Here is a 19,940-nt window from a genome sequence, read left to right on the forward strand (position 1 = left end):
CAGCAAGCGGAAGGTATGCAGAGCGCGCGAGCCGCAGGCGAAGCGGAAACGGGAACATCCTACTGCCTGCATCTCATTTGCTCTATGCAAATACGACATAATGCTCTCAAAAGAGCAGAGAGGGAATTACCATGAACGTGATTTTCTTGGGCCCTCCCGGATCGGGAAAAGGCACAATGGCTGAAATAGTCGGCAAAGAAATGAAGCTCGCCCACATCTCCACCGGCGATATGCTGCGTGCTGAGATGAAAGCGGGAAGCGAGCTTGGAACGCTGGCAAAGTCCTATATCGATAAAGGCGCTCTGGTGCCGGATCAGGTGATCATTGATATGATGGGCCAGCGTATGAAGCAGGATGATGCAAAGGAAGGCGTGCTGCTGGATGGATTTCCAAGAACGGTCGCTCAGGCGGAAGCGCTTGACCAAATCGCTTCGATTGATGCGGTTGTAAACCTTGAGGTTGACGTTCAGGTAATCGTAAACCGTGTGCTTGCACGAAGGGTATGCCCGGACTGCGGCGCGGTATACAGCACAAAAAGCCACGCATCTGAAAAGTGCGATAAATGCAATGGCACGCTCATAACGCGTGCAGACGATAACGAAGAGACGGTTCGTGAGCGTTTCAGAGTTTATGAGGGGCAGACAGCGCCGCTCATTGATTTTTACGCAAAACGCGGAAAAGTCAGCAACGTAGACGGGACAATGCCCATCGACGAAGAAGCGGCTTATATCTGTGAGATACTGAAAAAAATATGATCAATATCAAATCGCCGCAGGAGATCGCGCTGATGCGCGAGTCCGGGCGGCTGTTATACAACTGTATGCAGGAACTGCTTGCGCAGGTTCGCCCGGGCGTATCGACCGGACAGCTTGACAGGATCGTAGCGCAGTATCTGGAGGATGCGGGAGCAATTCCCTCCTTCAAAGGATACCAGGGCTTCCCGGGGAACATCTGTACCTCGGTCAACGATGGCGTGGTGCACGGCATCCCGTCGGACAAGGAGATTCTGAAGGACGGCGATATCCTCAGTGTCGATATGGGCGCAATACTCTCCGGCTGGCAGTCGGATATGGCGCGCACCGTGGCGGTGGGAGATATTACGCCGACCGAGCAAAAGCTGATCGACGTAACGCGCGAAAGCTTCTTTGCAGGAGCAAAGCAGGCGCGCGAAGGAAACCGCCTCAAAGACATCAGCAGGGCGGTTGAAGAAGTAATTCTTGCAAACGATATGGGAATTGTAAGGGAGCTTGTGGGCCATGGGATCGGGCGTGAAATGCACGAATCGCCGGAAATCCCGAATTATACGTTCCGCGGGCCGAATCCACGGCTTGAGGTGGGCATGGTGCTCGCCATAGAGCCAATGGTGACTTTGGGATCGGACCGGATCAAGTGGACGGATGACGGATGGCTGGTGAAGACCGCGGACGGCAGTATGGCCGCCCACTATGAAAACACCGTAGCGATCACAGAAAACGGGCCTGAAATCCTTACAGCGCCGTAAATAAGAAAAGCGTGGGATATATATGTCAAATAACAACCCCGTGGAAATAGGCAGAGTCGTGCTCAGCAGATCAGGCAGGGACAAAGGACGTGCGTTCCTGATCGTGGGAGTGATAGACAGCCCGTATGTGCTCATTGCCGACGGCGGCCTGAGACGGCTTGCAAAGCCAAAGAAAAAGAAGCTTAAGCACCTGGATTTACAGCCAATGGTTCTTGAAAACATTCAGGAAAAGCTCACACAAGGGAAAAAGGTGTTCGACGCGGAGCTGAGAAGCGCGCTTAAGAACGCAATGGAATCACAGAAGGAGGAGTGAATTTGTCTAAAAGCGACGTAATCGAAGTGGAAGGAACCGTAACAGATACCTATCCAAACGCTTCATTTGAAGTAGAGCTTGAAAACGGACACAAAGTACTGGCGCATATCTCCGGGAAACTGCGTATGCACTATATCCGCATATTGCCCGGCGACAAAGTGACAGTGGAACTCTCACCCTACGACCTCACAAGAGGCAGGATCACATGGCGTGGAAAGGCGTAAGCCAAAAGGCCGTGTGCGTTATATAATTGCAAGAAAAAGAGGAGGCTTTTAAGATGAAAGTAAGACCATCGGTAAAACCCATTTGCGAAAAATGCAAAATCATCAAGAGAAAAGGGAAAGTAATGGTAATCTGCCCGAACGTAAAGCATAAGCAGAAACAGGGCTAAGGAAAATAACGTTTATACGAGCGGCTGATTTGCAACGCGAAAAGTGTGTGCGAATATTACGTATAAGCTTTATATAACACAGATAATGTGGTATAATTAACCAGTTATCATCATTTTTGGAAAAACAAAAAAGTAGCAGCGGCGAACCCGCTTATAATTCACGGAGGTGTTTAAAAAAGTATGGCACGTATTGCTGGCGTAGACTTGCCCAGAGACAAACGCGTAGAGATTGGCCTCACATACATTTATGGGATCGGCCTGAGAACCTCTCAGCGGATTTTATCTGAGACAAATGTAAATCCTGACATCAGAGTGAAAGACCTCGATGAGAACGATCTTTCCAAAATCAGGGAATATATCGACAAAAACATTAAAGTAGAAGGCGACCTGAGAAGAGAAGTATCTCTTAACATCAAGCGCCTGATGGAAATCGGTTGCTATCGCGGCATCCGTCATAGAAAAGGCCTGCCTGTTCGCGGTCAGAGCACGAAGCAGAATGCTCGTACCCGCAAGGGACCGAAGAGAACAGTTGCCGGTAAGAAAAAGTAAGGAGGAATTCGTAAATGGCTGCACCTAAGAAAAAAGTGTCCAGAAGACGCAGAGAAAAGAAGAACATTGAAAAAGGCCAGGCGCATATTCGTTCTTCCTTTAACAATACGATTGTTACAATGACAGATATGCAGGGAAATGCTCTTTCGCAGGCGAGCTCCGGGGCAATGGGCTTCCGTGGTTCCAAAAAGAGCACACCTTTTGCTGCACAGGTTGCTTCCGAAACGGCTGCAAGGGCCGCAATGGAGCATGGTCTTAAGTTTGTAGAAGTTTTTGTAAAAGGCCCGGGCAGCGGCAGGGAAGCCGCGATCCGCGCACTGCAGACAGCAGGACTTGAAGTAACGCTGATCAAAGACGTGACGCCCATTCCGCACAACGGATGCCGTCCGCCAAAACGCAGAAGGGTATAAGGAGGTAACGAATTATGGCTAGATATACAGGACCGGTTTGCCGCCTATGCCGCAGGGAAGGAGCAAAGCTCTTCCTGAAGGGAGATAAATGCTACTCCCAGAAGTGCGCTTACACACTGCGCCCCAACGCTCCGGGACAGCATGGAGCAGGAAGACATGGAAAGATGTCTGAATATGGTACGCAGCTTCGTGAAAAACAGAAGGTAAAACGCGCATACGGTATTTTGGAAAGCCAGTTTAGAAAATATTTTGATATTGCTGCAAAAATGAAGGGTAAAGCGGGCGAGAACCTGCTGCAATTACTGGAACGCCGTCTTGATAACGTGTGCTTCCGCCTTGGCATCGGCGACAGCCGTGCACAGGCGCGCCAGCTCGTTATGCACGGTCATATCCTGGTAAATGGGCACAAGGTTGATATTCCGTCCTACTTGGTGGAAGCCGGGGATGTGATTACGGTAGCTCAGAAATCCGCTTCGCAGGAGTACTTCAAAACGCTCAAGGAAGAGGGCGGTAAAGGTCTTCCGAAATGGTTGGAATTTGACGTCGCTACGCTTACCGGCAAGGTAGTTGCCCTGCCTGAAAGAGACGACATCGACCTCACGATCGAGGAGCATCTCATCGTCGAGTTGTATTCCAAATAATGAGATCCCGGTATACACCTTGTGTATCCCAGACTGCTTATTACGCAGTATCAGGTTACCTGCACGCGTTATGGGCGCGTGCGCGTAGCTCATTCTTAAGGGAGGTTACAATATGCTTGAGATAGAAAGACCAAACATAGAATGCGTCAGCATGAGTGAAGACAAGAAGTATGCCAAGTTTGTCATGGAGCCGCTCGAAAGAGGCTTTGGAACGACGCTCGGCAATTCTTTGAGACGTATCCTTATGTCTAGTCTGCCCGGCGTTGCAGTAACAAGCGTAAAGATAGACGGCGTATTGCACGAATTCTCCACCATTGAGGGCGTACATGAAGATGTAACGAATATCGTGCTGAATTTAAAGGGCCTGTGTGCGAAAATGTATACGGATGAGCCCAAGAAGCTGATTATCAATGCAAAAGGCCCCAAGGATGTCACTGCCGCAGATATCGAAACGGATTCCGAAGTGGAAATTATCAATCCAGACCTCCACATCGCGACGATCGATAAGTCGGCAAATCTCTATATGGAGATTATGCTGGAAAAAGGCAGAGGCTATGTCCTTGCGGATAAGAATAAAGACGCGAATACGCCGATCGGCGAGGTTCCGATGGATTCGCTGTTCACTCCTGTAACAAAGGTAAATTTTGCAGTAGAGAATACGCGTGTCGGACAGATCACCGATTTTGACAAATTGACACTTGAAGTCTGGACAAACGGCAGCATCAATGCCGATGAAGCAACTTCTTTGGCTGCGAAAATCATGAGCGAATATTTATCGCAGTTCATCAACCTGACAGATCACGTAAGCGACGTGGAAATCATGGTGGAAAAAGAAGAAGACAAAAAAGAAAAAATACTGGAAATCACGATCGAGGAACTGGATCTTTCGGTACGCTCCTACAACTGCTTGAAGCGTGCGGGGATCAACACAGTGGAAGAGCTTATTATGCGCGACGAAGAGGAAATGATGAAAGTGCGTAACCTGGGCAAAAAATCACTGGAAGAAGTTCAGCAGAAGCTGGAGGCCCTGGGGCTTTCGCTGCGCAAGGAAGACTGATTTTCTGTAACAAAATGTACGGAGGTATAAAAACGCTATGAGAAAATTAGGCAGACCTTCCGACCAGAGAAAAGCGATGCTTCGCGGCCTTGTGACTTCGCTGCTTTGGAACGGCAAGATAGAAACGACAATGATGCGTGCGAAAGAAACGCAGAGAATTGCGGAAAAGCTGATTACAAAAGCAATCAGGCAATATGACAATACGGTAGAGGTAGAAAAGACGATCGACGGCACGAAAACAAAGGTTGTCAACGACTCGCCGGAAAAGCTGGCTGTACGCCGTGCGATTATTTCATATTTGTATAACGTTCCTGAGAAAAAGCAGGAAAAGGAAAGCAAATACGATTACAGGAAACGTACAGGTGACGTAAATATGCCGGTTGTGGAGAAATTGTTCCGCGATATCGCTCCCAAGTACGCACAGCGTGCAAAGGACAAAGGGCAGGGCGGCGGTTATTCACGCATCATCAAAAAGGGACCGAGACGCGGAGACGCGGCGGAGGTTGTCATTTTGGAGTTGGTGTAATAACGCACACCGCAAAGTAAGAATTTGGGAGGGGGAACTTAAAGAGGTGTCTTAAGTTCCTTCTTTTGGTTTCCCGGGAGTACAAAAGGATTGGTAGTATGTCGAACATCATCGATGCGAAAAACTTAAAATATTCCTACCCCGTTATGGAAGGCGAAAAGCCAAAAGATGCGCTCAGGGGCGTTTCGGTCACTGTGGAAAAGGGCCAGTTTGTGGCGGTGCTTGGGCATAACGGAAGCGGGAAATCAACGTTTGCAAAACATATCAATGTGCTTTTGAAGGCGCAGGAAGGCACGCTTTTTGTAGTGGGGCTCGACGCGTCCGATGAGAAAAATGTGTGGGACATCCGCAGGAATGCGGGTATGGTGTTCCAGAATCCGGATAACCAGATTGTTTCCACCATTGTGGAGGAGGACGTCGCATTTGGCCCGGAGAACCTCGGCGTGCCGCAGGAAGAAATCCAGGAACGCGTACAGGAGGCGCTCGGGGCGGTTGGCATGACAGGCTTTGAAAAACGTGCGCCACATATGCTTTCCGGCGGACAGAAGCAGCGGGTTGCGATTGCAGGCGTACTTGCAATGCACCCGGACATCGTCGTGTTTGACGAACCTACGGCGATGCTCGATCCACAGGGACGCAAAGAAGTCATGGATACGATCAAGTATCTCAACAAAGAAGAGGGAAAGACGATCATCCTGATCACACATTATATGGAAGAGGCCTCGGAAGCAGACAAGGTATTTGTAATGACCGACGGCATTATTACTGACGAGGGTATACCGCGCGAGGTGTTTTCACACCAGGAAAAACTCGATGAGGCGGGCCTGATGCCGCCGCTGGCAACACAGGTGTATCAGGATCTGAAAAAGAATGGGATTGACCTTGGCGTATGCCCGGTCACGCTGCATGAATTGGTGGATGAATTATGCCGCTTGTAATCAAAGATTTAAACTATTATTATATGACAGGAACGCCCTTTGAGGTCCATGCGCTGAAGGGTATCAACCTGCGTGTGGAAGATGGGGAGTTTGTGGGGATAATCGGACACACAGGCTGCGGAAAGTCCACGCTTACCCAGCAGATTGCCGGGCTGTTGAAACCGACGAGCGGGACAGTCGAGATCAATGGTGAGGATATCAATGCCTCCGGCTATGACCGCAAAAAGCTGCGCCGGACGGTAGGAGTGGTATTCCAGTATCCGGAATACCAGCTTTTCGAAGAAAACGTCGGCAAAGACGTTGCGTTTGGGCCGACAAAGGTAGGCATGAGCGAGGATGAAGTAAACCAGTCGGTAGACGATGCGTTGCGCCTTGTTGGCTTTGAGCCGGAGCAAATCAAAGAGTCGTCTCCCTTCGATCTCTCCGGGGGACAAAAGCGCAAGGTTGCAATCGCTGGCGTATTGGCCATGAAACCGGGCATACTGATCCTCGATGAGCCGATTGCAGGGCTTGATCCTGTGGGGCGTGAGCAGTTTATGGAGCTGATCAAAAGGCTCAACAACGAGGGAACCACGATTCTGATGATATCGCATAATATGGACGGACTGTGCGATTACGCTTCGCGTATCATCGCTATGGAGCATGGCGAGATTTATGCGGACGGCACGCCAAAGGAGGTCTTCTCAGACCTTGATAGGCTCCGTGAAATAGGGTTGGGGGCAAGCGAGGCGCGTACGGCGGCGTACCTGCTAAAACAGCGCGGCTGGAATGCGCCGGATGACATTATCAAAAAAGACGAATTGGTTTCGTATATCATGAACCATTATAAAGAGGGCGGCAAATGCTGAAAAACATTACATTGGGCCAGTACTTTCCGGGCGATACGGTCGTCCACAGACTGGACCCGCGCACAAAAATTTTAATTGCCATTCTATTCCTGGTAGCCGTATTTGTGGTACGTACCTACTATGGATTTCTGGCGCTGGCGATCCTGTTTGGAATCATCATTGCACTTTCCAGGGTTGGCGTCCGAACGATCCTGCGAAGCATCAAACCGCTATTATTTATTATTATATTTACGTTTTTACTCAATATTTTCTTTTACACAGGCGAAACAATTCTTTGGGAATGGGGAATCCTGCATATTTCCGTGCAGGGGATCGAGAAAGCCATCTTTATTGCAATCAGGCTGCTGCTGCTTATTATCGCAACCAGCCTTTTAACGCTTACAACGTCGCCAATGCAGCTGACAGACGGGATGGAGAGCCTGCTGAAGCCACTGAAAAAGATTAAATTCCCAGTCCATGAAATGGCGATGATGATGAGCATCGCCATGCGCTTTATCCCTACGCTCGTAGAGGAAACAGACCGTATTATGAAAGCGCAGACAGCGCGTGGAGCTGAGTTTGACAGCGGTAATCTCCTGAAAAAAGCCAAAAACATGATCCCGCTTCTTGTGCCGCTTTTTGTGGGAGCATTCAAGCGTGCGGATGAGCTTGCGCTTGCCATGGAAAGCCGTTGTTACCGCGGCGATATTGGCAGGACAAAAATGAAAACCCTCAGGCTTGGACGTATCGACCTGTGGTCGCTCGTTATCTGCACGGCGTCGTGCGTATTGATGATGGTTTTTTTATAGGAGAGAAAAGCTTGAGAGTCGTTCTGCACATTGAATATGACGGGACAAATTACTGCGGCTGGCAGATACAAAAGAACGGCGTCAGCATTCAGCAGAAAATAGAGGAGGCGCTGGAAAAAACGCTTGGAACCCAAACAGCCGTCCACGCTTCAGGAAGGACGGACGCGGGCGTACATGCGCTTTGCCAGGTCGCGCATTTCGATGCGGAGACGGATATTCCCGCAGATAAGTTTTCTTATGTGTTAAATGTGCTGCTGCCGGAAGATATCCGCATCAAAAGGTCTTTTGAGGCGGATGGGGATTTTCATGCGCGTTTTTGCGCCAAGGGCAAGCATTACCGTTATATCATCCATAATGTCAGGCAGAAGAGCGCCTTAAGCAGGCTTTATTGCATGAATGTGCCGGTGCCGCTCGAGCTCCGGAGCATGCAGAAGGCTGCAAAATATATCGAAGGCACGCATGATTTTTCGGCCTTCTGCGCGGCGGGTACGGACATCAAGGGAACGGTGCGTACTGTGGAGCGTGTGCAGGTGGAAAAGCATGGCGAGTATATCCATATCGATGTTTATGGAAGCGGATTTTTGTATAATATGGTGCGGATCATTGCAGGGACGCTTATTGCCGTTGGCAAGGGAAAGATGGAACCACAGCAGGTAGGGGCGGCAATCGAACGAAAGGACAGGACGCTCGCGGGAGCGACAGCGCAGGCACAGGGACTGTTTTTGGTAGAAGTTTTTTATTGAGCGCTATGTTGGGGAAAGAAAATGGAAGTTACAGTTCGTAAATACAGGCGGCAGGACCTGACAGAAATGACAGAAATATGGAATCGTGTGGTTGAGGCAGCAAACGCATTCCCCCAGATGGAGCCCATGGGCGAAGCGGAAGCGGAGCAGTTTTTTGCCGCACAGTCTTACACCGGTGTGGCGGAGCGTTTTGGAGAGATCGTGGGGCTGTATATCCTCCATCCCAATAACGTCGGACGCTGCGGGCACATCGCCAATGCTTCCTACGCTGTAAAGGATGGCTGCCGCGGCCTGCACATCGGTGAACAGCTGGTCAGGGACTGTCTGCTTCAAGGCAGAGAACTGGGCTTTCGAATCCTGCAGTTCAATGCTGTGGTCGCATCCAATACGGCTGCAATCAGGCTGTATAAAAAGCTTGGCTTCGATGTGATCGGCACAGTAAAAGGCGGCTTTCTGATGAAGGACGGAAGCTATGAGGATATCGTTCTGTTTTATATTGAGCTGTAATATAAAACAGGACCTTATTCAAGGCCCTTTACGTATTCGACCAACGGCTGAATATTGCCGATATCAGTGAAATCATTTTTTTCATAAAAATGCGCAAGCAGCCCGTTTTCCCAATCGGCCTTTTCGGTAGCTTTGCGCTTTTCAAGCATTTTTTTCAGCATATTCATGAGCAATTTATCCCTGGCAGTCATGGAATCATAATCAAGCGCGCCGCGCAGGTAAAAAAGAGGGATGTTTTGCATGGTTGTTGTCAGGTTATGCTTTTTGACTTCGTTTACCACTTCGTCCGACGCGGGAGAAGAACCGACGGCAAACAAAACCAGGTTTTTTCCGGTGAAGCCCGGAAAATGCTTTTTTATCTTTGGGAAACCGGCGATACCGCCTGCGTAAAGGCCGCCGCCATAAATGATTACATCATATTGCAGAAGGCTTTTTAAAGACGCTTCCTTCTGGGTACAAAGCGTTGCACCCAGCTCCCGGGCGATCCATTCCGCATATTTTTTCGTACTGCCGTATTTCGAGCGATATACAACGACGATTTGTTTCATTTGTTTTCTCCTTGCATTTGCAGTAAATTTTCATAAAGTGAAGCCAATCCGTCCTGCAATTTTTTTAGTTCGGTACTCGAAAAGCCTTCAAACAGGGTTTTCAGGAAGATTTCGTTTTTTGCGTGATGTAGCTTTTCATATTCCTGCGCTTTTTCCAGAGGCACGATGCGCAGGACGCGGCGGTCGGACGTATCCTTCCTGATATCGATAAAGCCTTTTTCCTCCAGGCGCAACGCGAGCTGTTTTACATTTTGATGTGAATTACCCATTTGCGCTGCGAGCTGGCCTACAGTCGGCGGCTCTTTGAAGAACGTTGTCAATACAGCAAGAAAAAACCATTGCTTTACTGTCAGCTCATCCAGAAAATCATTCCCGATTGCCTCAAGCTTAGTGGAAAGTAAAAACAGGCTGCCAAAAACTGCATGCCTGCTGTCTATGGTGGAAGGGATTGTCATTGCGGCGGTTCTCCAATCTCCAAGTAGGTAATGTATTACCTTTATAAGGTAGTATATTACCTGAATATGTTTTTGTCAACGGCAGGGAAAATAAATGCCTGCATGGGAAGAAATTCATGAAAAAGCTTGACATTATGCGGAATTTTGCGTAAAATATTTCATGCGCCTATATGCACAATTAGCCCTGTGCTGGCGCAAAGCAATGTTTTTTGTTTTGAAAATTGGGACCTTTCAAAAGAGGAAGCAATGCGCCAATTACATTACAATACCATGGGAGGAAAGCCTAATGAACACATATATGGCGAAACCCGGTGAAGTTGAGCAAAAGTGGTATGTTGTCGATGCTGAGGGACAGGTATTCGGCAGACTTGCAAGTAAGGTTGCAGACATTCTCCACGGCAAAAACAAACCGGAATATACCCCGCACGTTGATACAGGCGATTTTGTAATCGTGATCAATGCGGAAAAGCTCGTATTAACGGGTAAGAAGCTGGACCAGAAAATTTATTACAAGCACTCAGGATATGTGGGTGGCTTGAAAGAAACAAAGTACAGGGACCTGATGCAGGAAAAGCCTGAATTTGCTTTCTATGAAGCTGTAAGAAGAATGCTTCCTAAAAACAAGCTGGGTAGCAAAATGCTCAAGAAGTTGCGCGTATACAGAGGCGCAGAGCACGATCACGCGGCCCAGAAGCCCGAAGCAATAGAGCTATAAAAGGGAGGGAAGTAGTAAATGGCAAAGAAAGAACAGTTCCTGGGAACAGGCAGAAGAAAAAAATCGATTGCCAGAGTCCGCATCATGCCGGGCAAAGGCGAGATTACGATCAACAAAAGAGATATCGAAGAATTTTTTGGATATGAGACTCTGAAGATGCTGGTTCGTTCACCGTTTGTCGTAACAGGCACAATGGGCAAATACGACGTATTTGTATCGGTGAAGGGCGGCGGCTATACCGGTCAGGCCGGTGCTGTCCGTCACGGCATTGCTAGGGCGCTGATCAAAGCGGAGCCGGAACTTCGCGGCGCGCTTAAGTCGGCAGGGTTCCTGACGCGCGATCCGAGAATGAAGGAGAGAAAGAAATACGGCCTGAAGGCTGCAAGAAGAGCTCCACAGTTCTCCAAGCGTTAATCAGGCGAACAAACATTATTGTATCAAAAAACCCGCCGTCCAGTTGGACGGCGGGTTTTTTGTAAGGAAATACGCCGGGATAAGACTACGATATCCATAGCTCAGGCGGAAAAGATGATGCCGGCTTGCCTGCGCATCTGTGCGGTTACTTCAGATACTGCAATGCACAATTCGCGGATATAGGTATATTCATGGTACGTTTCCTCCGGCTTTTCAATATATCGTATCAGGTCGCGGATTTCATTTGCCATAAGCGTAAGTCTTGGAACATCGTCCGCAATCCGCTCTGTCGTCCCATTGTTATAATGAATCGTAATATCCGTAAAATTGGAAACGAGGCCGAAGGTCATGGTGCCCAGAGTTCCCATGATTTCAGAGCCAAGATAGCTTTGGCCGGCTTTGCTGCTTGTAAGCGTTACGAGTTTGTCCGGATAACGGTAGATGCTGCAGAAGCTGATATCCGCGCCGCTGTCCAGGAGCTGCGCCTGGGTAAAAAGTTCATCCGGCCGCCCGAAAAGGCCGAGTGCAGTATAAATGATATAAACTCCCAGATTCATCATGCAACCTGATGCAAATTTTGGGTTGAAAACATTTGGATTTTCTCCTTCCAGATACTTCTGGTATTTTGCTGAATACTGGGAATAATCCAGCCGCGCACTCAGGATGGGGCCTATTTTTTTTAAGGACGTTTTAACAGTATGAAATTGCGGCTGATGTAACATAATGATCGCTTCCAAAAAAATAACGTGATTTTTGTCCGCGATATGATAAAGCTCGCGCGCCTCATCAGGGTAAACAACTGCCGGCTTTTCGCATATGACATGCTTGCCGTTTTCAAGAAAAAGCCTGCATTGTTTATAATGCAGCGAATTCGGGCTCGCGATGTAGACGAGGTCGATGTCGCTCGTTGCAAGCCTTTCAAGGTCGTCATAAGCGACGGCGCAGTTGTTTTTCGCGGCGAATTTGCGCGCGCGTAAAATATCGCGCGAATATACGCCCGCAAGTTCAAAGTTATTCATCGTATTTGCGCTGTCGATGAAGGCCTGTGTGATCCATCCGGTTCCTATGGTTCCATATTTCATATTGATACCTCCTTTTCCACTACAAAAGATTATATAACAAGAGTAAACGTTTAACAATGCTATATAAAAGAAAAATAAGACATTTTACATGGAATTTTAAAGAATAAATAAATGAATTGACAATCAATGGAGATGATTATATAATGAGAACAAAAGAAACAAGCTCATTTAAAAAACAAAAAAACAAATTTTCAGGTGAAAAGTATGAAATATAGGATTGGAATCGATATTGGCGGCACAAAAATCGCCTACGGAATTTTTGATAACAATAGAGTAATCGTTTACCGTAATCAAACAAAAACAAACGCACTCGCGACGCCAAAGGAATTTGAAGAACAAATTGTCGGGGACGTGATCCATATTTTGGACGGTCAACGGCTTAAAATAAGCGATCTCAGTGGAATCGCAATGGGATTTCCATCGTATGTAAACTTTGACAAAGGCGAAGTGGTATTTACCAGCAATATGCCAAACTTGCATCATTTTCGGGCAAGGAAAGCGTTTGAAAAGCGTTTCCCGGGAGTCAGGATCGTTGTGGATAACGATACCAATATCGCGGCTATCGCAGAACACAAATACGGTGCGGGACGCGGCTACGACCATATGCTGTATACAGCGGTCAGCACGGGAATCGGCAGCGGTTTTATACTGAATGGAAAGATCTACAGGGGCGCTTATGGGGGCGCGGGCGAATCAGGGCATATGCTGATCACACTGGATGCGGGAGTGATGTGCGGTTGTGAAAACAGGGGTTGCTTTATGAGTAACGCCTCTGGATCGATGATCGTGAAGCACGCAAAGGACGCGATTTTAAACGGACGGGAATCGGTACTTCCCGGCATGGTGGACGGGGACCTCGATCAGTTGACTGCTGTTCATATCAATGAAGCGTTTGCCATGGGCGACGCGCTGGCAACAGAAATGATAGATCAAATCGGATACTATATGGGAGTGTATACCTACAATTTTTTTATCGGGCTCAACCTGAACTGCTATGTTTACGGAGGAGGCATGATGAATATTGGCCAGCCGCTCATTGAACGGATACACCGTACCTTTGAACGGTATAACCACCAGAAGGACCAGAAAGTATTTTTGAAGATAGCGGAACTGAAACAGGACGTTGGAATTATTGGAGCGGCAGAGCTCCTGTACTGATCGGTTGCTTGATACGATAAATGGAGGTGCAGAATGGAATATTTTGGAAAACCAAACGGAAGAATCACACGGATGCGCGAGGATATCATGGATACACAGCCAACCGTATGCGCAGAGCGAGCGGTGCTTACGACACAGGCTTACCAGGCAAACAAGGAAAAAAGGCCGGTCCTGAAACGTGCGCTTGCGCTCGACCATGTGCTCAGGAATATGACGATCTATATTGAGAAGGAGGGGCTTATTGTCGGGAATCAGGCAAGTGCGAATCGGGCGGCGCCGATCTTCCCGGAATACGCAATGGACTGGGTCGTGGAAGAACTGGACCTATGGGAAAAACGGAACGGGGACCGGTTCACTATTACGGAAGCAAACAAGAAAAAAATACGGGAGATCGCTCCTTTTTGGGAAGGAATTACAGTAAAAGATAAAGGGCTTGCCCTGATGCCCCCGCTCGCAAGGAAATATTATGACATTGGTATTATCAAGGTGGAGGGAAACCTCACTGCGGGGGACGCGCATCTGGCGGTGGATTATGAAAAGCTCCTGCGGTGCGGGCTGCAGGGAATCCGGGAAGAGGCGCTTGCCGCGAAGAAAAAAGTGGACATGAGCGATTTTTCCCAAATGAAAAAAGAATATTTTTATGAAGCGGTCATTATCACGATCGATGCGTGCATTGCCTTTGCAAACAGGTATGCGCAGCTTGCCGAAGAAATGGCGGGACAGGAACGGGATACGGTGCGCAAACAGGAATTGCTGGAAATTGCGGAGGTCTGCAGGCGGGTGCCGCAATATCCTGCGCGGACATTCCGCGAAGCAGTACAGTCCCTGTGGTTCGCGCACTTGATCCTGCAGATCGAGTCGAGCGGGCATTCCCTTTCTTTCGGCAGGTTTGACCAGTTCATGTATCCTTATTTTCAACGGGAAATGGAAGAAGGAACGTTGACGGAGGAGGGAGCGCTGGAGCTGCTGGAAAATCTTTGGCTGAAAACTTTTACGATCAATAAGATCAGGAGCGACGCGCATACCAAGTTTTCGGCAGGAAGCCCGCTTTACCAGAATGTGTGTATCGGCGGACAGACGCAGGATGGAAAGGACGCGGTTAACCAGTTATCTTTCCTTGTTTTAAAGAGCGTCGCGCAGCTACACCTGACGCAGCCCAATTTATCCGTCAGGTATCACAAAGGGATATCCGACAAATTCATGTACGATTGTGTGCAGATGATCAAAATGGGTTTTGGCATGCCCTCTTTCAATAATGATGAAATCATTATCGATTCGTATATCAAACGGGGCGTGGCAAAAGAGGACGCATATAATTACTGCTCGATCGGCTGTATCGAGGTATCCATTCCCGGAAAATTCGGGTACCGGACGTCTGGGATGAACTTTATGAACTTCCCTAAAATATTGATGATCACCCTTAACAATGGCGTGGATGTCACTACGGGGGAAAAGGTGTATGACGGCGGCGGATATTTCCCGGACATGAAAAGCTTTGACGAGGTCTGGGAGGCATGGAGAAAAGCGGTAAAGTATTATACCAGGTATAGCGTGATCCTTGATAACTGTGCAGATCTTGCGCTGGAAGAAGAGGTGCCGGACCTGCTTTGCTCTTCGCTGGTACAGGATTGCATCAAAAGGGGACTGACGCTCAAAGAGGGCGGCGCGGTTTACGATTTCATCGGGCCGTTGCAGGTTGGGATCGCAAATATTGGCGATTCGCTGGCGGCAATCAAAAAACTGGTATTTGAAGAGAAAAAGATAACGCCTCAGGAGCTTTGGATGGCCCTGCTCAGCGATTTTGCCGGGGAAGAAGGAGAACGGATCCGGAAGATGCTCCTTTATGACGCGCCAAAATTTGGAAATGACGACGATTATGTTGACCAGCTGACGGCGGATGCTTATGAGGTATATATTGACGAGATAGCAAAGTATAAAAATACCCGCTATGGAAGGGGGCCGATCGGCGGCGGATACTACGCGGGGACGTCTTCCATTTCCGCCAATGTTCCGCAAGGCAAAATCGTGTGCGCTACGCCGGATGGAAGGAAAGCGGGGGAACCCCTTGCGGAAGGATGCTCTCCTACGCATTCGACGGATGTAAACGGCCCGACGGCGGTGTTTAAATCCATCTCCAAGCTTCCGACGATTAAGCTTACGGGCGGAGTACTGCTGAATCAAAAGTTAAATCCGAAATCCCTGGAAGAGGAGCGCGATATCAAAAAGCTGATCCTGATGCTCCGCACCTTTTTTGATACGCTGAAAGGATTCCATGTACAATATAATGTCGTATCGAAGGATACCCTGCTCGATGCGCAGGAGCATCCGGAGAAACACAGGGACCTTATTGTACGCGTGGCCGGGTACAGCGCGTTTTTCAACGTGCTCTCAAGGGAGACGCAGGATGATATTATTGAAAGAACGGAGCATACGCTTTAGGTGGAACAGGAAAAAAAGGGGCTGGTTTACAATATTCAACGATACAGCATTCATGACGGCCCCGGAATCAGGACTACCGTTTTCCTGAAGGGATGCCCGCTGCGCTGCAAATGGTGCGCAAATCCAGAGTCGCAGGAGCGGGCGGTGGAGCTTGCATACGATGGGACTAAATGTATTTTGTGCGGCAGGTGTATTGCGGCCTGCGGAAGCGGCGCGTTATCAATAGGAACTGAGAAGGTGCGGATCGACCGGCAATTATGCACGCGGTGTATGGACTGCGTGCAGGTATGCCCTGCGCACGCGCTGTTCGTGGAGGGCCGGGAATATACGGTGGAAGAAGTGATGCGGGAAGTCCGCAAGGATAAGCCGTTTTACGACAAATCAGGCGGAGGCGTGACGCTATCGGGCGGGGAACCACTGATGCAGCGGGAGTTTGTAATGGCCCTGCTCGGGGAACTCAAAAAGGAAGGAATCCACGTTGTGGTGGAAACCTCTGGGTATAGCGCGTTTTTCAGGGAAGCGCTGCCGTATATCGACCTGCTGTATTTTGATGTAAAGCATCCCGACCCTCAAAAGCATCTCACCATGACAGGGAAGGATAACATCCTGATTTTGGAGAACCTGCAGTATGCGCTCCGGCAGGGGAAGGATGTGGTAGCGCGCATCCCTGTGATCCCCGGGCTTAACGATACAAAAGAGGATTGGGCTGCATATGGAAGGCTTTTCCGGGAGCTTGGCGTCAAAAAGGCGCACTTGCTGCCTTTCCACCAGTTCGGTTTGGGAAAATACCGGGATATGGGCAGGGAATATGCGTATGAAGGGTATCCTTCCATGGATAAAAACGAGCTTTGGGAGATGAAAAAATTTTTTGACGACATGGGCCTCAGTACGCAGCTGGGGGGGTGAAAACGCCTTGTGTCGTTGACAAAGGAAGTAAAAAAAATTAAAATGTCATTATGGCTGAAAATTCAGAAAGCGGGAAAAAAATGGGCGAGAATGGCGAGAAAATCTCCATAAAAAAGCTGTCCGAAATCACAGGTTATTCTGTTGCGACCGTTTCACGCGTCATCAACAATGTGGGACGATACTCCAAGGAAACCGAAAATAAGATCAAGCGGGCGATCCGGCAGTATAATTATGTGCCGAATATGATTGCCAAGGGGCTGCGTACAAACCAGATACCGACGATCGGTATTATCGTGCCGGATATTACCAACGAGTTTTTTTCGCGTATTACGCTGGCGGCGCAGACAGCATTGTTTAAGCAGTCTTATTCCGCTTTTATCTGTAATACAAATGAAAAAAAGGCGTTGGAGGAGCGGCATTTGGAACTGATGCGTGCAAACCACATCAGCGGGGTCATTTTTGTCTGCTCTGAGCACGTGTACGAAGGTGATTTATACAGGCAGATTCCGAGGGTTTATGTGGACAGGATGCCGGCGGCGCTCGAGGAAGACACAAGCGACCAGTTTTACCTGATACAGTCGGATAACTATGAAGGCGGCAGGATGGCAATCAGGGAGCTTGTGAACAGCGGATGTAAACGGATCATCTCTATTTTCGAGAAGCGGGAAATTTCGCCTAAAAAAGAGCGCCTGCGCGGGGTAAAAGACGAGCTTTCCGCTCATGGAATGCAGAGCGATGAAAACATTTACTATGCTCAAAACCTTACGTTCAAGGACTCTTACGATATCGTTAACCAGATACTCGACGAGGGGAAAAGCTTTGACGGGATTTTTTGTTATACTGATATCAGTGCGCTTGGTGCGATACGGGCGCTTTCCAACAGGGGGATCAGCGCGCCGCGCGGCGTAAGGGTAGTCGGATTTGACGATGTAACGGCCGCCGGGCATAATACCCCTTCCATTACCACGATCCACCAGCCTATGGAAGAAATGGGCGAAATGGCGGCAAATGTGATGCTGCGCCTTTTGCAGGCAGACGATAAGGTGGAGAAACGTTACAGGCTTCCCGTAAAGCTTGTTCGCAGGGAAACTACGAAATGTTAAAATAAAATTGTTGACAAGCAAAATGAAAAGTAGTATATTTATAGCATCGATGAGTAATCGTTTACCTAATAAATTTAAAGTTTAATCATTTCAATCATCAATAAGCAATACCAAAAGTAAACAGGCCAGTTTCAAAATGTAAAAAACAGTTGAATTTTACAGAAAAAAAACAGAAACCAATAAATTTAAAAAAAAATAATGTGACAGTTCAAAAATAGTGAAACAATTTTTAAAAATGAGTAATCGTTTACCTAACGCATCGATATATAGTTAGGAGGGAGAAAGTTTTGATGATAGGAATTGGAAGCGACCATACGGCCTTGGAATTAAAAGGAATCATAAAGGAACATTTGGAAAAGTGTGGATTTTTGGTGAAGGATTATGGGACGCATACCCCCGAACGTACTGATTATCCAATCTACGCAGAAAAGGTTGCCCTGGCAGTAAAAAACGGGGAATGTGAACGTGGGATCTTGATCTGCGGTTCCGGCGTCGGGATGGGAATCGCGGCAAACAAAATAAGAGGAATACGTTGCGTTATATGCAGCGAAGCATATTCCGCGAGGATGAGCAGGAAGCACAATGATACCAATATGCTGGCGTTGGGCGCGCGCGTGGTAGGGCCTGACGCGGCAAAAATGATTGTGGATGAATGGCTCGGTACGGAATATGAAGGAGGTCGGCACCAGCGGCGGGTGGATATGATCTGTTCGTTGGAGCAGGAAATATGAATTTGGTTTTCCCAAGGGAAAAAATATATTAGTTATTAGGAGGAAACAAATGAAAAAAGTAAAAACGATGGTTGCATTGACGGTGGTGATCATACTGTGCGCTACGATGCTTATGGCTTGTGGGCAGCCGGCGCAGCAGGAGACAAACACGGAACCAACGCAGACGATTGAAGCATCAGCTGGCGCAAGTGAATCTGCGGCGCAGGGCACAGGAACGGCGGACGGCAACGCAGAGGACGTCAGTCTCTATTTTATACTGAAAACCTTTTCGAATCCCTTCCATGTAGCGATTGCGGATGCGATTAAGGCGGAAGCGGAAGCGCAGGGCGTAACCGTTTTTGTTGACGCGATGAATTCTGAGGATGAAGCCACGCCGCAGCTTGATAAGCTGATGACGGCTGTTAACAGCGATTACGACGGCGTAGGCGTAGGACCGATTTCCGCGACGAACCTGGTGGAAGGGATTGCGGCAGCATCGGAAAAGGGAATCCCGGTTGTAGACCTTGACGAGCCGATCGACGAAGCAGGCCTTGAAGCGTCTGGCGGTTATCTGGCGGCTTTTATTACAACGGATAATAAGGATGTAGGGAAGAAAGGCGCACAATACATCATTGACCAAATCGGCGCGGACGGTGGAAAGGTTGCGATTATTGAAGGAAAAGCAGGTTCGGCAGCTGGTGAAGACCGCAAAGCGGGAGCGACGGAGGCATTTGAATCGGCGGAAGGAATCGAGCTTGTGGACAGCCAGCCGGCGGATTGGGACAGGAACAGGGCGCTTGACGTCGCGACCAATATCCTCAGCCAGAATCCGGACCTGAAAGGCTTCTACTGCTGTAACGATACCATGGCGCTTGGCGTACAGGAAGCGGTTGAAAATTCCGGCCTGGAAGGAAAATGTATCGTAGTCGGCACGGACGGCCTGGATGAGGCGTACGATTCGATCAGGGCGGGCAAAATGGCCGCCACGGTAGCGCAGGACCCGGCGATGATCGGAAAGACGGCTTTTGAAAAATTGCTGCAGTCAGTCAGGGACGGAAATGCGGGAACAAAAGGACAGGCTCCGGAACCGACCTATATTGATTCCATTTTATACACGAAAGACAATCTGAAATAAAGTAACCGGAGAATGATGCGCCCCCTTTTACAGGACTCTGGAAGGGGGCCAATTCTCAGGACA

The 19,940-nt window shown here is 48.6% G+C and carries 26 protein-coding genes; 23 read left to right on the forward strand and 3 right to left on the reverse strand.

Translation table 11 applies throughout. The annotated features are described in order from the left end of the window. Positions 1 to 131: 131 nt before the first annotated feature. From ACS5WU_RS05540 to ACS5WU_RS05610, 15 genes are all read left to right on the forward strand, one after another. Positions 132 to 755, forward strand: coding sequence for an adenylate kinase (locus ACS5WU_RS05540; RefSeq protein WP_330697079.1), 624 nt, complete (start codon positions 132 to 134; stop codon positions 753 to 755). Next, on the forward strand, positions 752 to 1,501 hold the full coding sequence (map, locus tag ACS5WU_RS05545) for a type I methionyl aminopeptidase (RefSeq protein WP_046444727.1): 750 nt from the start codon (positions 752 to 754) through the stop codon (positions 1,499 to 1,501). Before ACS5WU_RS05540 ends, map begins: the two co-directional genes overlap by 4 nt. 22 nt (positions 1,502 to 1,523) lie before the next feature. Then, on the forward strand, positions 1,524 to 1,814 hold the full coding sequence (locus tag ACS5WU_RS05550; RefSeq protein WP_046444728.1) for a KOW domain-containing RNA-binding protein: 291 nt from the start codon (positions 1,524 to 1,526) through the stop codon (positions 1,812 to 1,814). A 2-nt stretch (positions 1,815 to 1,816) separates the two neighbouring features. Continuing rightward, on the forward strand, positions 1,817 to 2,038 hold the full coding sequence (infA, locus tag ACS5WU_RS05555) for a translation initiation factor IF-1 (protein WP_046444729.1): 222 nt from the start codon (positions 1,817 to 1,819) through the stop codon (positions 2,036 to 2,038). Positions 2,039 to 2,091: 53 nt separating this feature from the next. Continuing rightward, complete coding sequence (gene rpmJ / locus ACS5WU_RS05560; RefSeq protein WP_046444730.1) at positions 2,092 to 2,205, forward strand: 50S ribosomal protein L36; 114 nt, start codon at positions 2,092 to 2,094, stop codon at positions 2,203 to 2,205. Between the two features lie 180 nt (positions 2,206 to 2,385). After that, positions 2,386 to 2,754: a 30S ribosomal protein S13 gene (rpsM, locus tag ACS5WU_RS05565; protein ID WP_046444731.1), complete on the forward strand. Its 369-nt coding sequence runs from the start codon at positions 2,386 to 2,388 to the stop codon at positions 2,752 to 2,754. Between the two features lie 14 nt (positions 2,755 to 2,768). Next, entirely contained in the window at positions 2,769 to 3,164 is a 396-nt protein-coding gene (gene rpsK / locus ACS5WU_RS05570) for a 30S ribosomal protein S11 (RefSeq protein WP_046444732.1), read from the forward strand. Between the two features lie 14 nt (positions 3,165 to 3,178). Next, positions 3,179 to 3,805 (forward strand): 30S ribosomal protein S4, encoded by a 627-nt coding sequence (rpsD, locus tag ACS5WU_RS05575; protein ID WP_046444733.1) that lies wholly within the window; start codon positions 3,179 to 3,181, stop codon positions 3,803 to 3,805. Between the two features lie 112 nt (positions 3,806 to 3,917). Further along, entirely contained in the window at positions 3,918 to 4,862 is a 945-nt protein-coding gene (locus ACS5WU_RS05580) for a DNA-directed RNA polymerase subunit alpha (RefSeq protein ID WP_046444734.1), read from the forward strand. A 37-nt stretch (positions 4,863 to 4,899) separates the two neighbouring features. After that, positions 4,900 to 5,388 carry a 50S ribosomal protein L17 gene (gene rplQ / locus ACS5WU_RS05585; RefSeq protein ID WP_046444735.1) on the forward strand — a complete coding sequence of 163 codons (489 nt, stop codon included), beginning with the start codon at positions 4,900 to 4,902 and terminating at the stop codon, positions 5,386 to 5,388. 98 nt (positions 5,389 to 5,486) lie between these two features. After that, the gene (locus ACS5WU_RS05590; protein ID WP_046444736.1) at positions 5,487 to 6,326 is read left to right on the forward strand and encodes an energy-coupling factor transporter ATPase; all 840 of its coding nucleotides are present in this window, start codon (positions 5,487 to 5,489) and stop codon (positions 6,324 to 6,326) included. After that, the gene (locus ACS5WU_RS05595; protein WP_046444737.1) at positions 6,314 to 7,174 is read left to right on the forward strand and encodes an energy-coupling factor transporter ATPase; all 861 of its coding nucleotides are present in this window, start codon (positions 6,314 to 6,316) and stop codon (positions 7,172 to 7,174) included. The genes ACS5WU_RS05590 and ACS5WU_RS05595 overlap by 13 nt, the downstream gene beginning before the upstream one ends. Continuing rightward, the gene (locus ACS5WU_RS05600; RefSeq protein WP_046444738.1) at positions 7,168 to 7,962 is read left to right on the forward strand and encodes an energy-coupling factor transporter transmembrane component T family protein; all 795 of its coding nucleotides are present in this window, start codon (positions 7,168 to 7,170) and stop codon (positions 7,960 to 7,962) included. Before ACS5WU_RS05595 ends, ACS5WU_RS05600 begins: the two co-directional genes overlap by 7 nt. An 11-nt stretch (positions 7,963 to 7,973) precedes the next feature. Next, positions 7,974 to 8,705, forward strand: coding sequence for a tRNA pseudouridine(38-40) synthase TruA (gene truA, locus ACS5WU_RS05605; protein WP_302760651.1), 732 nt, complete (start codon positions 7,974 to 7,976; stop codon positions 8,703 to 8,705). 21 nt (positions 8,706 to 8,726) lie between these two features. Continuing rightward, the gene (locus ACS5WU_RS05610; RefSeq protein WP_046444740.1) at positions 8,727 to 9,212 is read left to right on the forward strand and encodes a GNAT family N-acetyltransferase; all 486 of its coding nucleotides are present in this window, start codon (positions 8,727 to 8,729) and stop codon (positions 9,210 to 9,212) included. Positions 9,213 to 9,226: 14 nt separating this feature from the next. Here the strand turns inward: ACS5WU_RS05610 and ACS5WU_RS05615 are convergent, their stop codons facing one another. Both ACS5WU_RS05615 and ACS5WU_RS05620 read right to left on the reverse strand, forming a co-directional pair. Then, on the reverse strand, positions 9,227 to 9,760 hold the full coding sequence (locus ACS5WU_RS05615; RefSeq protein WP_046444741.1) for a flavodoxin domain-containing protein: 534 nt from the start codon (positions 9,758 to 9,760) through the stop codon (positions 9,227 to 9,229). Continuing rightward, complete coding sequence (locus ACS5WU_RS05620; protein ID WP_046444742.1) at positions 9,757 to 10,215, reverse strand: MarR family winged helix-turn-helix transcriptional regulator; 459 nt, start codon at positions 10,213 to 10,215, stop codon at positions 9,757 to 9,759. Before ACS5WU_RS05620 ends, ACS5WU_RS05615 begins: the two co-directional genes overlap by 4 nt. 286 nt (positions 10,216 to 10,501) lie before the next feature. Here ACS5WU_RS05620 and rplM point away from each other — a divergent pair, with 286 nt between their 5' ends. Together rplM and rpsI are read left to right on the forward strand one after the other, a co-directional pair. Next, positions 10,502 to 10,930 carry a 50S ribosomal protein L13 gene (gene rplM / locus ACS5WU_RS05625; protein WP_059109078.1) on the forward strand — a complete coding sequence of 143 codons (429 nt, stop codon included), beginning with the start codon at positions 10,502 to 10,504 and terminating at the stop codon, positions 10,928 to 10,930. Between the two features lie 18 nt (positions 10,931 to 10,948). Further along, positions 10,949 to 11,344 (forward strand): 30S ribosomal protein S9, encoded by a 396-nt coding sequence (rpsI, locus tag ACS5WU_RS05630; RefSeq protein ID WP_465089003.1) that lies wholly within the window; start codon positions 10,949 to 10,951, stop codon positions 11,342 to 11,344. A 101-nt stretch (positions 11,345 to 11,445) separates the two neighbouring features. Here rpsI and ACS5WU_RS05635 read toward each other — a convergent pair whose 3' ends face one another. Beyond that, on the reverse strand, positions 11,446 to 12,426 hold the full coding sequence (locus ACS5WU_RS05635; RefSeq protein WP_052740623.1) for a Gfo/Idh/MocA family protein: 981 nt from the start codon (positions 12,424 to 12,426) through the stop codon (positions 11,446 to 11,448). A 204-nt stretch (positions 12,427 to 12,630) separates the two neighbouring features. Here ACS5WU_RS05635 and ACS5WU_RS05640 point away from each other — a divergent pair, with 204 nt between their 5' ends. From ACS5WU_RS05640 to alsB, 6 genes are all read left to right on the forward strand, one after another. Next, a complete protein-coding gene (locus ACS5WU_RS05640) occupies positions 12,631 to 13,584 on the forward strand; it encodes an ROK family protein (RefSeq protein ID WP_302760643.1) in 954 nt (317 codons plus the stop codon). A gap of 33 nt (positions 13,585 to 13,617) precedes the next feature. Continuing rightward, positions 13,618 to 16,023: a glycyl radical protein gene (locus tag ACS5WU_RS05645; RefSeq protein WP_302760641.1), complete on the forward strand. Its 2,406-nt coding sequence runs from the start codon at positions 13,618 to 13,620 to the stop codon at positions 16,021 to 16,023. Beyond that, entirely contained in the window at positions 16,024 to 16,929 is a 906-nt protein-coding gene (locus ACS5WU_RS05650) for a glycyl-radical enzyme activating protein (protein ID WP_302760639.1), read from the forward strand. Between the two features lie 50 nt (positions 16,930 to 16,979). Further along, complete coding sequence (locus ACS5WU_RS05655; RefSeq protein WP_052740624.1) at positions 16,980 to 18,032, forward strand: LacI family DNA-binding transcriptional regulator; 1,053 nt, start codon at positions 16,980 to 16,982, stop codon at positions 18,030 to 18,032. 287 nt (positions 18,033 to 18,319) lie between these two features. Then, complete coding sequence (gene rpiB / locus ACS5WU_RS05660; protein ID WP_046444748.1) at positions 18,320 to 18,763, forward strand: ribose 5-phosphate isomerase B; 444 nt, start codon at positions 18,320 to 18,322, stop codon at positions 18,761 to 18,763. Between the two features lie 49 nt (positions 18,764 to 18,812). Beyond that, positions 18,813 to 19,877 carry a D-allose transporter substrate-binding protein gene (gene alsB / locus ACS5WU_RS05665; RefSeq protein WP_302760636.1) on the forward strand — a complete coding sequence of 355 codons (1,065 nt, stop codon included), beginning with the start codon at positions 18,813 to 18,815 and terminating at the stop codon, positions 19,875 to 19,877. Positions 19,878 to 19,940 lie beyond the last annotated feature (63 nt).

The organism is Christensenella sp. KGMB01412 (assembly GCF_055522415.1).